Origin of the sequence: Enterococcus sp. JM9B, assembly GCF_009933265.1 — a bacterium.
Taxonomy (GTDB): Bacteria; Bacillota; Bacilli; order Lactobacillales; family Enterococcaceae; genus Enterococcus_C; species Enterococcus_C songbeiensis.
In genome coordinates, this window is the sequence record NZ_MAEK01000029.1 from 102,408 (window position 1) to 116,070 (window position 13,663).

Below are 13,663 nucleotides of genomic sequence, written 5' to 3' on the forward strand. Positions count from 1 at the left end.
GGGAGGAAAATAAAATGGTCAGATTTGATCTTGATCATCGTTTATTGCATGGCGGCGACTATAATCCCGATCAATGGCTCGATTATCCGGATATTTTAAAAAAGGACATCGAGCTGATGCAACAGGCGCATGTCAACACGGTTACACTAGGAGTATTTGCTTGGAGTGCCCTAGAGCCAGAAGAAGGTAAATTTTGTTTTGATTGGATGGATGAAATTTTTGATCAGGTTTCTGAATTTGGTGGAAATATTATTTTGGCAACTCCGAGTGGCGGACGTCCCCAATGGTTAAGTCAGGCGTATCCAGAAGTGAATCGTACCGATGCATTGGGACAAAAGCATACTCATGGGTTTCGACACAATCATTGCTATTCTTCGCCTATTTATCGGAAAAAAGTTCAACGAATTAACCGAAAATTAGCAGAACGCTATGGTTCTCATCCTGCGCTTTCTATGTGGCACGTATCCAATGAATACTCTGGAGAATGTTTCTGTCCCTATTGTCAGGAAAGCTGGCGTAAGTGGTTGCAGAAAAAATATGGCTCTCTTGAAGCAATCAATCAGGCATGGTTGATGTCCTTTTGGGGAAGCACGTATTCAGATTGGGCACAAGTTTTACCACCTTCTCCTTTGGGGGAACATAAAGTTCATGGAATGGATTTAGATTGGAAACGATTTGTTACGGATAGGACGATTGATTTCTATCAAGCAGAAATTGAACCACTACGGGAGATAACACCAAATATACCGGTAACAACGAACTTTATGGCAGAAGGGTATGACACACGTGACTTCATTCCACTAGAAGGATTGGATTATGGAAAGTTTTCTAAGTACGTAGATATCGTCAGTTGGGATAGTTATCCTGATTGGCACAATAATTATGAGTCACTAGAAAAAACGGCAATGAAATCAGCTTATGTTCATGATCAATACTGGTCGTTGAAACAACAACCATTTTTAGTGATGGAATCAACACCGAGTGAAGTTAATTCACACCCATTCAACAAATCAAAACGACCAGGCATGCACATTTTGAGCGCCATGCAGCAAATTGCCCATGGGTCAGACAGTACTTTGTATTTTCAATGGCGACAATCACGTGGAAATTCAGAAAATTTCATGGTGGAGTTGTTGGGCATGATGGTTCTGCAAAAAATAGAGTTTTTCAAGAGGTTTCCGAATATGGAAAACGATTGGAAAAACTGAGTGAAGTCAAAGGTACAACAAAAAAATCGAAAGTGGCAATCCTTTTTGACTGGGAGAGCAATTGGGCGTTGAAACGTGGTGGCGGCTTTGGTCGACCTACACGCCGTTACCCCCAAACACTGCAAGAACACTATTCTATTTTTTGGGAAAAAGATATCTCTGTTGATATTCTTTCCGTCACGCAAGATTTTTCTAAGTATGATTTAGTGATTGCTCCAATGTTGTATTTGATGACTGGTGAAACGATGACAAAATTGCAGGAGTATGTTGCTGCAGGAGGAACTTTGATAGCAAGTTATTTTACAGGAATGGTCAATGAAACAGATCTTGTTTATTTGGGTGGACTACCAAAAAAACTCCAAGCGTTATTTGGAATTGATGTTTTAGAATTAGACACTTTATACGAAAATGAGCATAATATGTTGGATTATCAGGGGAAAATGTATCAAACAAAGGATTATTCAGCTATTTTAGCCATTAAAGAGGCTCAGGTTTTGGGACGGTATCATGAAGAATTTTATGAAGGAACCCCAGCAGTTGTTACGCACGCTTTTGGGAAGGGCGATACGTATTATTTGGCGGCTCGAACGAATACCGATTTTCTTAGAGCTTTTTATGAGGACCTGATTGAGAAACTACAATTGAAAAATACGTTGATCAAACGAATGTCACCTGTGGTATCCGTACAAAGCCGCTACAGTAAAACAGCCAGCTATCACTTTTTTATGAACTTCTCGACAGAAATTCAATCGATTGAGATTACACGTTCACTGATTGATGCAGAAAAGCAAACAGAGTTACCAAGAGAATTACTTCTTGCTCCTTATGAAGTGATTATTGGGAAGGAATCTTTATAGAAAACAACGAACCCTAAGAGTCAGACCAAAAATCTAACTCTTAGGGTTCGTTTTAATTTCGGCTCTTTTTTACATCCGCGTGTCCTGAATGACTTCGCGGATTTCGTTGATGGTTTCTTTAGCGGCGCTTTTCATTTTGATTCCATAAATCAAAAAGAGTGTGTCGATAATACTCAGTTGAGAGACGACAGAAGAAATTGCTTCGGGACGGTAGAAGGTTTCTTCCGAGATTGAAATCAAGGCAACATCACTGGCTTGGGCAACGGGAGAGCCGGCATAGCTGGTGATGCCGATAATCGGTACACCATTTTTTTTCAAAACAGCCATCAACTCCATAGTATCCTTGTTGCGTCCGGTGTGGGAAATGACTAATGCACAATCTTCTTTGGTCATTTTGGCGGCTTGCATTAATTGAATATGAAAATCTTCGTGATGGAAGCAATGAATCGGCATCCGCAAAAATTTATGGTAGGCATTTAGCGCAACGACAGCAGAACCCCCCATCCCAAAAAAGCCGCAGGTGGTTGATTGTAACAAAATTGCCATAGTTTTTTGTAAATCTTTTTCAGTTAACATCGCCTGAGTGGCTTCAATGGAATGAATATTGGTTTGGCAGGTTTTTTCAGCAATTGTCAGATAAGAATCCTCTGCAGTCAGGGATAAAAAGAAATCATTTTTTTCTTCTCCGGCTTGATTCAGAGTCAGCTTCAACTCTTGAAAATTCTGGTAGCCGACTTTTTTTGCGAAACGTGAAATCGTAGCCGTAGATAAGGCAGTTGCTTCCGCTAATTCTTGAATGGAGTAGCGGCTGGATTCTTTAGAATTTTCTAAAAGGTAATCAGCTAATCGCTGATCTCCTTTGCTGAGATCATCATAGTAACTTTTAATACGGCTTCGAAATGCGGTGCCCATTCGCTTTCCTCCTCTTATTTTCCACTGAATTTTCAAGTCTGATTCTTTCTTTTGTTACCAAAAAGTGACTGGAACAGGTATAGAAGGACTTTTATTAAGCCTATCATACCACGAGTTACAACAAAATAAAACGTATATGTAAAAAATATACATAATTACACTTGTATTTTGTAAATAAATTACATATACTGAGAGTGAATAAAAAAAGGGAAGGAGACTAGTTATGAAAATAGGGATGATCGGTTTAGGAAAAATGGGGTTGCATTTGACCCAGAATATGTTGCACAATCAAGTAGAGGTAGTGGCTTACGATGTTACTGCAAAGGCTGTTGAGGAAGCGGAACAATTAGGCGCAGAACCAGCAAAAGATTTGCAAACGCTGGTAGCAAAACTGCCAGCACCTAGAATCATTTGGGTGATGATCCCAGCTGGTGCTCCAACACAAGAAACCGTAAGAAAATTGGGGGATCTTTTGCAACCGGGAGATATTTTGATCGATGGCGGAAATTCTTTTTATGAGGATTCCATCAAAAGAGGAGAAGAATTGGCAGCAAAACAAATCCATTTCTTCGATGTTGGTTCCTCCGGCGGGATGGCGGGCGCTTTGAAGGACGGCAATTTCATGATTGGTGGACCAGCAGAGATTTTTCCTGTAATTGAACCCTTATTTAAAAAAATTGCCGCTGAAAAAGGCTATTTGTATACTGGACCTTCCGGTAGTGGTCATTACCTGAAAATGGTTCATAATGGAATTGAATATGGTATGATGCAGGCAATCGGGGAAGGGTTTGATTTATTGCAACACAGCCCCTACAATTATAACAACGAAAAAGTAGCTGAAATGTGGAACCATGGATCAGTTATTCGCAGCTGGTTGATGGAACTTGCCGCGAATGCCTTCCAAAAAGATGGTCAGCTGGATGAGATCAAAGGAATCATGTATTCTTCCGGCGAAGGCAAATGGACCGTCGAAGAAGCCTTGAAGCGAGAAGTAGCAATGCCGGTCATTGCAACCTCATTGATGATGCGTTACCGTTCATTGGAAGAAGATACTTTTACCGGAAAAGTCGTTGCCGCTTTAAGAAATGAATTCGGCGGGCATGCCGTTTCAAAAAAAGAGTAACGATAGAAAAACAGAAAGCAGGGATTTGGTGATTAAGGGAATCATATTTGATTTGGACGGCTTGCTTGTCGATACAGAAAAGACTTATCGGGAGGGATGGTTGTGGACCTTTAAGCAGTATGATCTGCCAATCTCAGAAACCGAAGTTGATTCTTGGAGCGGTCGTAGCTGGTTGCAGACGGCAGCATATATTGCGTCCATCGTCGGCAAAGAAAAGGTACCTGAGATCCGCAGGAAACGAGAAGAATTTATTTACCGTCAGTTGGCAAGCGGCACCTTAAAGGCAAAACCCTTTGCAGCAGAAACCCTTGCTTTTTGTAAACAAAAAAATTTAGCAGTAGGGTTGGCTACGTCAACTGTTAAAAAACGTGCGGTGGATTTGCTGACCCACTTTGATTTGCTGAACTATTTTGATGAAATGACCTTTGGCGATGAAGTGATGGAGCATAAACCAGCACCAACCGTGTATCTGACAGCTCTGGCAAAAAGTCAATTACACCCCACGGAAGCCCTTGCAGTGGAGGATTCCATCATCGGTGCAACAGCTGCGACTAGAGCCGGTTTAGGCGTTTTGCTGGTACCTGACAGTAGCTTTGCACCACCTTCACAGGAGAAAAAAGCCTCATTGAATCTTGTCGCGGAGGGTCCAACGCTAAAAATCGTTGAAAATTATCTGACAGAGTAAAGAAAGAGATGAGTACAATGAACAGCATGGAAAAAATTAATCAGTTCCGCGAAGAACGGGACTGGCGGCAATTTCACAATGAAAAAGATTTGGCCCTTTCTATCTCCTTGGAAGCAGCAGAATTACTGGAATTGTTTCAATGGAAAACCTCAGAAGAAGCCAAAGAAAATCCAGAGCGTTTAAAAGAGGAATTGGCAGATGTGCTGATTTATTCGTACATGATGGCGGACAATCTCAACTTTGATATCGATGAAATCATTGAAGAAAAATTGCAAAAGAACGCACAGAAATATCCGGTGGAAAAAAGTCGGGGAAAAAAGTCCTAACATGATAGGACTAAATAAAGAAAAAAATCTAAACGATGCAGAAAAGCACAACATGCTTTCTGCAATGTTCGGATTTTTTTATGATTCGTATTAAAAATCAGATCTGAGCTAAGGCATCATGGATTGGAGTATCTCCACTGCGCATCATGATTACTTTTTTGCTGGTATTTGGATGGTCGATGATTGCCGCAAGCGTTTTGGCTACATCAGGAATCGGATTCGTCGATACAGAACCTTCACCAATATGGATTTTTCCTGTTCCTTTTTCAGTGGTCAGACCTGTAGGCTGTAAAATAGTGTAATCCAAAGAAGTGTTGGTGATTAGGTAATTGTCGGCAAAAAATTTGGCAATGTTATAATCCATCAACTGCTTTAAGCCTTCACGATACCATTCTTCCGGTTGTAGGGAAAAAATCGAGCTGAGCATGATATAGCGAGACACACCGTTTTTTTCAGCGGCTTGCATGGTTTTGACTGCGCCAAAAGCATCTGTTTGCAATAAATCATTTCCCCGAGAGCCGGCAACAAAATAAATGACGTCTACAGACCCGATGATTTCGGCAATTTTTTCTACAGATTCATGCAAATCCAAGTGGACAGCAGTGACTTCCTGAGAAACGATTTTTTCTGGATGACGAGCACCAGCAATCACCTCATGGCCTTGTTCTTTCAGCGCAGTAATCAAGTCGGCTGCTACCCGACCAGAACCACCTACTACAAAAATTTTCATGGAATTCCCTCCAGTTTTTGATTTGAAACTACTTCTACTGTACAGCAAAGAAGGAAATTTGTGTCATTTGGCGGTTTAAAAATGAAGAATCAATATTCTGTTAAAAAACAAGCCTCCTACACCAACAAAATAGTGGTGCATGAGGCTTGTTTGCGGAGCATTCCCGGTTTTTAGCGCCAGCCTAAATCAGGTGCAACTTCTTTTACAAGAGTTTCCAGCAAATGAATGTTGTATTCTACTCCCAAGGTGTTTGGAATAGTAATCAGAACGGTATCTGCTTCTTTGATTGCTTCATCTTCTGCCAATTCTTTAACCAGTTTGTCAGGTTCTCCGGCAAAGGTTTTGCCAAAGATTGTTGGGTTTCGATGATAAGCCAGATAACCCACTTGATCTTGTTGAGGTTGTCCATCTTGACCGAATAAGCGACGATCCAAATCTGTTGTAATTGGCTGAATGGAGCGGGTCACAAGGGTTCTTGGTTCAAAGTCATGTCCTGCTTGTTTCCATGCTTCTTTATATGCCCGCAGTTGCTTGGCTTGTTGAATATGGAACGGTTCGTTGGATTCATAGTTTACTAACGTGGAAGATTGTAAATTCATTCCCTGTTGTGCGGCCCAAACAGCAGTTTGTTGCGAACCAGCACCCCACCAAATTCGTTGACGCAAGCCTTCTGAATAAGGTTCGATACGTAATTTTCCAGATCCTTGTGGGAACATTGGCTGTGGATTGGGTTCTGCAAATGGTTTTCCTTCAATCAATTTCAAAAATTCAAGGGTTCGTTCACGAGTGATTTCTTTGATTTCTTCTTCACTGTAGTCATAGCCAAAATATTTCCAACCGTCCAGAACTTGCTCTGGTGAACCACGACCTACCCCTAATTGGACTCTTCCTTGTGTAATAATATCCGTCAATCCAGCATTTTCCGCCATGTAGGCAGGATTTTCATAACGCATATCGATAAGTCCTGTTCCAATTTCGATTTTGCTGGTTTTTGCACCGATTGCTGAAAGCAGCGGAAAAGGAGAACCGATTTGCGGAGCGAAATGATGGACCCGGTAATACGCACCGTCGATTCCGATTTTTTCTGCTTCAACCGCTAATTCAATCGATTGCAAATAGGCATCTTGCGCCGTTTTAACAAGTGATCCTTGGTTCATCCAATGACCAAAACTTAAAAATCCGATTTTTTTCAAACTAATTGACCTCCTTTGATCTCTATCTAAAATAGATGGTTTTTTATTTTTAACTTGTCAGGATTTTACCATGATTTTTTCAAAAAGACGAATAATTGTTCTCGGGGGGAGTATGGAGTAGATTTGCAGCCCTTTTGGTAGGAAACTATCTTATTATATTAGGGTTTTATTCCCACTCCAATATTACGGGTATACCAGAAATGCTGTTGAATCAGCGATTCTAGCACTTTTTTAATTCTTAGCGGGAAACAAGATTAATTTAGTAGGCAACTAATAATGTTGGGGATTTACAATAGCACACTTTATTAAAATCAGGAGCAAGTAAATTGACAAAATAAATTTTTCTGGTATTTTTAGAATGAACGTTCTAGAAAATAAAACACAGTATTTTCGTAAGGAAAGGAGCTTTGATTTTGGGAAGAAGTAAGGAATTTGAAGAAGAAGTCGTTTTGGAGAAAGCCATGCATGTCTTTTGGCAACAAGGCTATAATAATACATCCATGCAAGAGCTTGTCGATGCAATGGGAATTCATAGACGAAGTATTTACGATACTTTTGGGGACAAACACAACTTATTCCTCTTAACCTTGGATCTATACGAAACCACACTTGAAAAAGCAATCATGGAAAATCTATCTGAAAAAATGACTATACATGAACAATTAAAAATAATTTTTTCGATTTTAATTAATGAAAAAAGTCATGCAGGATGCTTCCTTGTGAATTCTGCTACTGAATTAGCGAACGTGGATCCTCTGATAGAGGAGAAAATTCAAAAATATTTTGACCACGAAGAACATCAACTGTTCAATATACTTTTATTCGCCCAAGAAAAGAATGAACTATCTGCCGCTACGGATATCGAAACACTGGCTAGCTATCTTCATAATGCTTCAGTTGGTATTCGTGTTTTATCAAAAACAACAAGAAACATCAAAAAATTAAATTGGATTATTGAGCAAACATTATCCTTTGTACAATAAAGGGGCAGACAATCATGAAATACACGGTTATTACGGGTGCAAGTTCAGGAGTTGGCTATGGAATAGCATTAGACTTTATAGAAAAAAGGAAGAATTTAATTTTAGTCGCTCGTCGGGAAAATCGATTAGGTGAAGATTTTAGAAAAGAATACCACGGTATCCAGAAACGCTTTATGTAAATCCAGGGGAAGATATATCGACTATCCAACAATCGATTAAAAATTTGGAAACCGTCAATGCAGAATCATGGGTGGTTTCTTTAAAAGGAGAGAAATGAACAATGAAAGCAGCGCAAATAAAACGTTATTCAAAAGAGATAAATGTGGAAGTTACAGATATTCCCACACCGAAAATTTCGAAAAATGAGGTGCTTGTGAAAGTCAAAGTGGCAGCCGTTAATCCCTTAGAAATTTTGAATATCACAGGGAGTGTGAAACTCATCCAGGACTATGAAAAACCTTTTACTCTTGGAAATGAATTGACGGGAATTATCGAAGAAGTCGGCAGTGAGGTAACGAATTTTAAGAAAGGTGACGAGGTTTATACCAGATTGCCGATTGATAAGATAGGTGCTTTTGCTGAGTATGTGGCCGTGGATCAAGGCGCAATTGGGTACTTACCTAAAAATCTGGATTTTGTGACAGGTGCCGGTGTTCCGTTGACCGGGCTAACCGCTTACCAAGCCCTAACAGAAATTTTACAAGCTAAGCCTGGACAATCTGTCTTTATTCCTGGTGGATCAGGCAGTTTTGGTCAAATTGCTGTGCCAATTGCAAAACATCTTGGCTTGCGTGTAATTGTCTCTGGAAATGCCGGTGCCAAGGAGCGGATTATCCAAGCGGGAGCCGATCAATACTTAGATTATCGTAAAGAAAATTATTGGGAAGTTTTAAATAAGGTTGATTTTGTCATTGATACGTTGGGAGCAAAAGAAATTGATCGAGAACTTTCCATCATCAAACCGGGTGGTAAGTTACTTAGCCTAATTGCCGGTCCTAATAAGCAATTTGCTATTAAGCAAAATTTACCAAAATGGAAACAAGGGTTGTTTGCTGTTGCTGGGGCTAAAATAGATAAAAAAGCTAAACAGCATGATGTGACCTATCACTTTATTTTTGTCCAAGCAAACGGACAACAACTACAAAAAATTACCGAAATTGTCGAAAAGGAGAACATTGTTCCAGTAATTGATCCTCATGAATTTACTCTAGATGAAGTCAATGAAGCGCTTCTACTGGTAAGAGATGGGCATCCCAATGGTAAGGTAGTGATTAAATTTGACTAAAAAAGAAAGTGAAAAAAATGATGCTCTGGAACAGGATTATTTGACAATCCCCAATCTTTTTTTGGAAACAAATAAGCATGCATTTGCTTATCGAGAAATGGGGGAGAGAGTAGGTATTCCGCTGATAATGCTCCACCATTTATCCGCAACTTTGGATAATTGGGATTATCGAGTATTAAACCAATTAGCCAAAAATCACTGGGTCATTGTTTTTGATAATGTTGGAGTAGGACTGTCCACTGGCAACGTGCCCAGAACCATTGCTGAAATGGCGGATGATGCCTTGGAATTTATCCATGCTCTAGATGTCAATCAAATCGATCTTCTTGGCCTTTCTATGGGGGGGATGATTGCTCAAGAGCTAGTGGTAAAAGAACCTCAACTTGTTCGGAAATTGGTTTTAGTGGGGACTGGTCCGAGAGGTGGACAAGGTATATCTGATGTAATAAGGATAGCGAATAAAGACCTTGTACGTTCGATTTTTACTAGGAAAGACATAAAAAATTATTTGTTTTTTACTTCAACAGCAAATGGGAAACAAAAAGCCCAAGAATACTTGAGTCGAATCCATGAAAGAATCGCTGTAAAAGATAAAAATATCCGACTTTCTAGTTACAATAATCAGTTGAAAGCAATCAACCGCTGGGCATGGTTCATTGTTTCAATATCCAGATGAATTTACGCAATTAGTAACGTTCTTTTTAAAATAAAATAATGCGAAGAATCAAGATGCAGCTACTTTAAAACAAATGAAAAGTTATTCTTAGACATAGTGAATTTTTAGAGAAGCTGACCTTGGAAATATTAATACTATACAAGTTAACGTAGATACTTCTAGCGGGAAGGGCATTCTATCGGTGGCTGGGAAAAATCCTCTTTTATTCTCATTAATCAATATTTGATTGGTTGGGGGAATATTTTTTTGTAAAGAATAATTATTTCTGTGGCGGAAACTGGTCATTCTTTTTGCTAATTTTTCTATAGAGAATCCCGTCAAATTAAGCCTAAATCAAAAGAGCTTGGGACATAAGTCCTAATGAAAAATCCAGATACCAGTCAAATTGATTGGCATCTGGATTATTTTTTTGTATTAAAATAAGAACACCTTTGCTAAAATAAAAGTGACTAAACAAATAAAAAAGCGAGGTGTTCTTATGTTTAAAAATTATACCACAAATCAAGTCGTTCTTCCTCTGGATTTTAGTTTTCAGTTAGAAAAAAATGATATTGCGTTCGCTATTGATGAGTTAATTGAAAGTATTCCCGAACAGCGTTTCATTCCCTTTCATCATCAAATGGGACCTTCTTCCTATCATCCAAAAATGATGATGAAGATGATTTTATGTGCCTACACATAATCCGTGTTTTCTGGTCGAAAGATTGAAGCATTGACGAAAGACAGTATCCGCATGATGTGGCTTACGCAAAGTTATCAACCTAGTTATCGAACAATTAATCGGTTCCGTGTGAATCCTTTGGTGAACACACTCCTTCGGGAGTGCTTCGTTCAGTTCCGTAGCCAATTGGTCAAGGAACAATTGATCGATGAAGAAGCCATTTTTATCGATGGAACAAAGATTGAAGCAAATGCCAATAAATACACCTTTGTTTGGAGAAAATCGATTGATAACTTTGATAAAAAGCTTACTGAAAAATCAGCTTTTCTTTATGATGAATTGGTAAAAAACACGATTATTCCTGAAATTGAACGCGAGTCCACAAATGAATTATCTCCAACTGAATTAAGTCAGATTGAAGAACACCTCACTCATGTTGTTGATAAATTTACAGAAAAAATCACACAAGAAGAAGATGGAACGACTCGAAAATCGTTACGTTCGAAACGGAAAATCCCGAAAAAAATCAGAAAACTATTTCACGACTTCAAAGAAAGAAAACTTGCCTATCAAAGACATAGACAGATTCTAGGAAAACGAAATAGCTACTCTAGAACCGACCTAGACGCGACGTTTATGCGCATGAAAGATGATCCTATGAAAAATGGTCAGCTAAAAGCTGGCTACAACCTTCAAATTGCCACAAACAATCAGTATATTTTAGGCTATGATCTTTTCTCAAATCCAACGGATACACGAACACTGCGTCCTTTTTTAACTACTTTAAAAGAGTGTTTCTTTGAGCTACCAACCTATATTGTCGCAGATGCTGGTTATGGAGGAGAAGAAAACTATCAAGCTATTTTAGAAGACCATGAACGGATACCGCTCATTACCTATGCCATGTATCATAAAGAACAAAAGAAAAAATTCAAACAAAACCCGTTTCTTCCCGCAAACTGGTCGTATCAAGAATTAGATGATACATTTCTTTGCCCTAATGGACGGAAAATGAGGTTTCGCAATTATTCTATTCGTACAGATAAATATGGATTTAAACGATATTTAAAACGGTATGAATGTGAAGATTGTTCGAATTGTCCTCTTCGAAGCCAGTGTACAAAAGCGAAGAGTGACAAGAATCGTGAGATTCAAAAGAACATGAACTGGGAATACTTTAAAGCAACGATTCAACAGCTACTTTCAGAAGAAGAAACCGGTAAAATCTATCGTCAACGAAAAATTGACGTTGAACCAGCTTTCGGACATTTGAAGGCTTGTTTAGGTTTTACTCGGTTCTCTGTTCGAGGAAAACAGCAGACACACAATGAGATTGGGTTTGCGCTAATGGCGATCAATTTAAGGAAATATTGGTTGAACATGCCTGCAACCAAGGAAGATTCTTCCAATAATTTAAAAAACAGACGACCGAAAATTCTTTTTACGATTTTCGGTCGTCTATTTTATGATTCTTGGGACTTATGTCCTAAGCTCTAGCCTACTTATTTATTGTGCGGTTTTTTCGTTGCGGTCGGCTTTGGGCTTGGAGCCCATCCGCCCTCAACGAAACCACCCAACAAACAAGCAGGAATATTCGTTGCGTGAATCTTTTGAATGATTGCTAGGAGTATCTGTTTGTTGCTTTGTCAGTAAAACTGCTGAGTCTGCCGTTGCGGATAACCCATAGCTGACAAACTGACCATTTGCACGTCCCCAAGGTTTGATCACAAGATTGTTAAAAGTAACTGTCGCGATCCCATTTTTCTCAAGTTCATCCACTGTTACAACTGGTTCAGCGCTTCCAATTTTTACGCTCATCTTTTCAAAGCGAAGTTTGGGTAAGGCGCACTCGTAGCTCCATCCTAAAATTTCTCCATTCTTTTGCCACCGTGAGACATTAACGATTTGGTATTCCTTTTCTAGTTTTTCTTTTGGTAAGGTTAAATCACTGATTTTGATTGGCATAATGTTCTCTCCTTTCTGATATACGTTTTGGTATACGTTTGGTTTAAAAAAATGTAGCGGTACCTCTACATTTGTATCATATACGGTTTTAAATACGGTGTCAATAGTTTTTGTAAAAAATATATACGAAATGATATACGTGTGATATGCTGTATATGAAATCATATAGGAGGGATCAGAAATGTTTGGATTATTGCAACCAAATAAAGAAAAAGTTGGAAGACGATTAAAACAAATCAAAGACGAAATGAATATCTCTTTTACAGAGTTTGGCAGCCGGCTTGGATTAAAGAAGCCGACGATTAGTTCGTATGTTCAAGGATATAACTTGGCACCGATTGATGTGATTGAAAAAGTGGTTAAGATCAGCGGAAGGTCTGTTGGTTGGTTTTACTTTGGGGAGATAGAGGAATATATCGCGGATTATCTAACTCTCACGGGACAAGGCGAGTTAGTTAAGGAATATCCGGATGTGGTAAAGCAGATCAAAGAAGAATTCTTTACTGGTGATTTTAAAAATCCTGATTGGGAAAATGAAGTCGGTTATCCAATGGAAGAATTCATCGATGATTGTTTCGCGGATTTTTCTCCAAGTATTTTAGATAGGTATATTGGCAAAATCGTTACGCAGCAGATCGATAAATCGGAGAAGTTGAAAAACTTTTCAGATAAGGAAAAGGGTGAAGCACTGGCATTTGTCTATCAAGAAGTGATGGACTATGTTGAAATGAGTGGTGAGGTTAAGTATGGTGAAGAGGAGAAGGTTATCGGATTAGTCGAAGATTCGATCAGTAATCTGGCGAAAAGAGGAAAAATCGAATTCTCAGAAGAATATTTGGTAGGAAGGTTAGTGAATATTCTTGATGATGATGTCGAGACAGCAAAAATCATTTCGACTTTATCATTGAATCTGACAGGAAAAGCTTTTTCGCCGCTTTTTGGTGGGAAAGAGTTGATTGAGATTTTTCAGGCAATGCGTCCGGCTTTGATGAAGTTGTGTTCTGAGAAGTCTAGTGATGAGTTGTATAATTGGTTTGAGAGATAATTCTATTGGGAGGG

12 protein-coding genes and 2 pseudogenes are annotated in these 13,663 nt (G+C 39.0%); 10 read left to right on the forward strand and 4 right to left on the reverse strand.

Features of this window, described 5'->3' with window-relative positions:
* Nucleotides 1-14 precede the first annotated feature (14 nt).
* A pseudogene (locus tag BAU16_RS08925) lies at nt 15-2,065 on the forward strand (beta-galactosidase).
* 69 nt (nt 2,066-2,134) lie between these two features.
* Here the strand turns inward: BAU16_RS08925 and BAU16_RS08930 are convergent.
* On the reverse strand, nt 2,135-2,977 hold the full coding sequence (locus tag BAU16_RS08930) for a MurR/RpiR family transcriptional regulator (protein WP_161526976.1): 843 nt from the start codon (nt 2,975-2,977) through the stop codon (nt 2,135-2,137).
* Nucleotides 2,978-3,200: 223 nt separating this feature from the next.
* Between BAU16_RS08930 and gnd the strand changes: the two genes are divergently transcribed.
* The 3 genes from gnd to BAU16_RS08945 are packed head-to-tail and all read left to right on the forward strand — an operon-like array spanning nt 3,201 to nt 5,111.
* On the forward strand, nt 3,201-4,100 hold the full coding sequence (gnd, locus tag BAU16_RS08935; protein WP_161526977.1) for a phosphogluconate dehydrogenase (NAD(+)-dependent, decarboxylating): 900 nt from the start codon (nt 3,201-3,203) through the stop codon (nt 4,098-4,100).
* 31 nt (nt 4,101-4,131) lie between these two features.
* A complete protein-coding gene (locus BAU16_RS08940; RefSeq protein WP_082147230.1) occupies nt 4,132-4,785 on the forward strand; it encodes an HAD family hydrolase in 654 nt (217 codons plus the stop codon).
* 17 nt (nt 4,786-4,802) lie between these two features.
* Nucleotides 4,803-5,111, forward strand: a complete 309-nt coding sequence (locus tag BAU16_RS08945) for a nucleotide pyrophosphohydrolase (protein WP_048603264.1) — start codon at nt 4,803-4,805, stop codon at nt 5,109-5,111.
* Nucleotides 5,112-5,208: 97 nt separating this feature from the next.
* Here the strand turns inward: BAU16_RS08945 and BAU16_RS08950 are convergent, their stop codons facing one another.
* Together BAU16_RS08950 and BAU16_RS08955 are read right to left on the reverse strand one after the other, a co-directional pair.
* Entirely contained in the window at nt 5,209-5,841 is a 633-nt protein-coding gene (locus BAU16_RS08950; RefSeq protein ID WP_161526978.1) for an SDR family oxidoreductase, read from the reverse strand.
* Nucleotides 5,842-6,011: 170 nt separating this feature from the next.
* Complete coding sequence (locus BAU16_RS08955; RefSeq protein ID WP_137604928.1) at nt 6,012-7,034, reverse strand: LLM class flavin-dependent oxidoreductase; 1,023 nt, start codon at nt 7,032-7,034, stop codon at nt 6,012-6,014.
* Between the two features lie 413 nt (nt 7,035-7,447).
* Between BAU16_RS08955 and BAU16_RS08960 the strand changes: the two genes are divergently transcribed.
* The 5 genes and pseudogenes from BAU16_RS08960 to BAU16_RS08980 all read left to right on the forward strand — a co-directional run bounded on the left by BAU16_RS08960 (nt 7,448) and on the right by BAU16_RS08980 (nt 12,136).
* Nucleotides 7,448-8,017 (forward strand): TetR/AcrR family transcriptional regulator, encoded by a 570-nt coding sequence (locus BAU16_RS08960; RefSeq protein ID WP_161526979.1) that lies wholly within the window; start codon nt 7,448-7,450, stop codon nt 8,015-8,017.
* Between the two features lie 14 nt (nt 8,018-8,031).
* On the forward strand, nt 8,032-8,196 hold the full coding sequence (locus BAU16_RS08965) for a hypothetical protein (protein ID WP_202621259.1): 165 nt from the start codon (nt 8,032-8,034) through the stop codon (nt 8,194-8,196).
* 101 nt (nt 8,197-8,297) lie between these two features.
* Nucleotides 8,298-9,302 carry an NADP-dependent oxidoreductase gene (locus tag BAU16_RS08970; protein WP_161526980.1) on the forward strand — a complete coding sequence of 335 codons (1,005 nt, stop codon included), beginning with the start codon at nt 8,298-8,300 and terminating at the stop codon, nt 9,300-9,302.
* Nucleotides 9,295-9,978 (forward strand): alpha/beta fold hydrolase, encoded by a 684-nt coding sequence (locus BAU16_RS08975; protein WP_237579232.1) that lies wholly within the window; start codon nt 9,295-9,297, stop codon nt 9,976-9,978. Before BAU16_RS08970 ends, BAU16_RS08975 begins: the two co-directional genes overlap by 8 nt.
* Nucleotides 9,979-10,456: 478 nt before the next feature.
* Nucleotides 10,457-12,136: pseudogene (locus BAU16_RS08980) on the forward strand (IS1182 family transposase).
* A 63-nt stretch (nt 12,137-12,199) separates the two neighbouring features.
* On the opposite strand, the gene BAU16_RS08985 reads toward BAU16_RS08980, so the two are convergent.
* Nucleotides 12,200-12,604: a hypothetical protein gene (locus tag BAU16_RS08985; protein ID WP_161526981.1), complete on the reverse strand. Its 405-nt coding sequence runs from the start codon at nt 12,602-12,604 to the stop codon at nt 12,200-12,202.
* Between the two features lie 181 nt (nt 12,605-12,785).
* Here BAU16_RS08985 and BAU16_RS08990 point away from each other — a divergent pair, with 181 nt between their 5' ends.
* Complete coding sequence (locus BAU16_RS08990; RefSeq protein ID WP_161526982.1) at nt 12,786-13,649, forward strand: helix-turn-helix domain-containing protein; 864 nt, start codon at nt 12,786-12,788, stop codon at nt 13,647-13,649.
* Nucleotides 13,650-13,663: the final 14 nt, after the last annotated feature.

Bases quoted from the DNA above. Each gene is read 5' to 3' on its own strand.
- BAU16_RS08970 (WP_161526980.1), top strand. From the start codon at position 8,298: ATGAAAGCAGCGCAAATAAAACGTTATTCAAAAGAGATAAATGTGGAA.
- BAU16_RS08930 (WP_161526976.1), bottom strand. From the start codon at position 2,977: ATGGGCACCGCATTTCGAAGCCGTATTAAAAGTTACTATGATGATCTC.
- BAU16_RS08950 (WP_161526978.1), bottom strand. From the start codon at position 5,841: ATGAAAATTTTTGTAGTAGGTGGTTCTGGTCGGGTAGCAGCCGACTTG.
- BAU16_RS08965 (WP_202621259.1), top strand. From the start codon at position 8,032: ATGAAATACACGGTTATTACGGGTGCAAGTTCAGGAGTTGGCTATGGA.
- BAU16_RS08985 (WP_161526981.1), bottom strand. From the start codon at position 12,604: ATGCCAATCAAAATCAGTGATTTAACCTTACCAAAAGAAAAACTAGAA.
- BAU16_RS08945 (WP_048603264.1), top strand. From the start codon at position 4,803: ATGAACAGCATGGAAAAAATTAATCAGTTCCGCGAAGAACGGGACTGG.
- BAU16_RS08990 (WP_161526982.1), top strand. From the start codon at position 12,786: ATGTTTGGATTATTGCAACCAAATAAAGAAAAAGTTGGAAGACGATTA.
- gnd (WP_161526977.1), top strand. From the start codon at position 3,201: ATGAAAATAGGGATGATCGGTTTAGGAAAAATGGGGTTGCATTTGACC.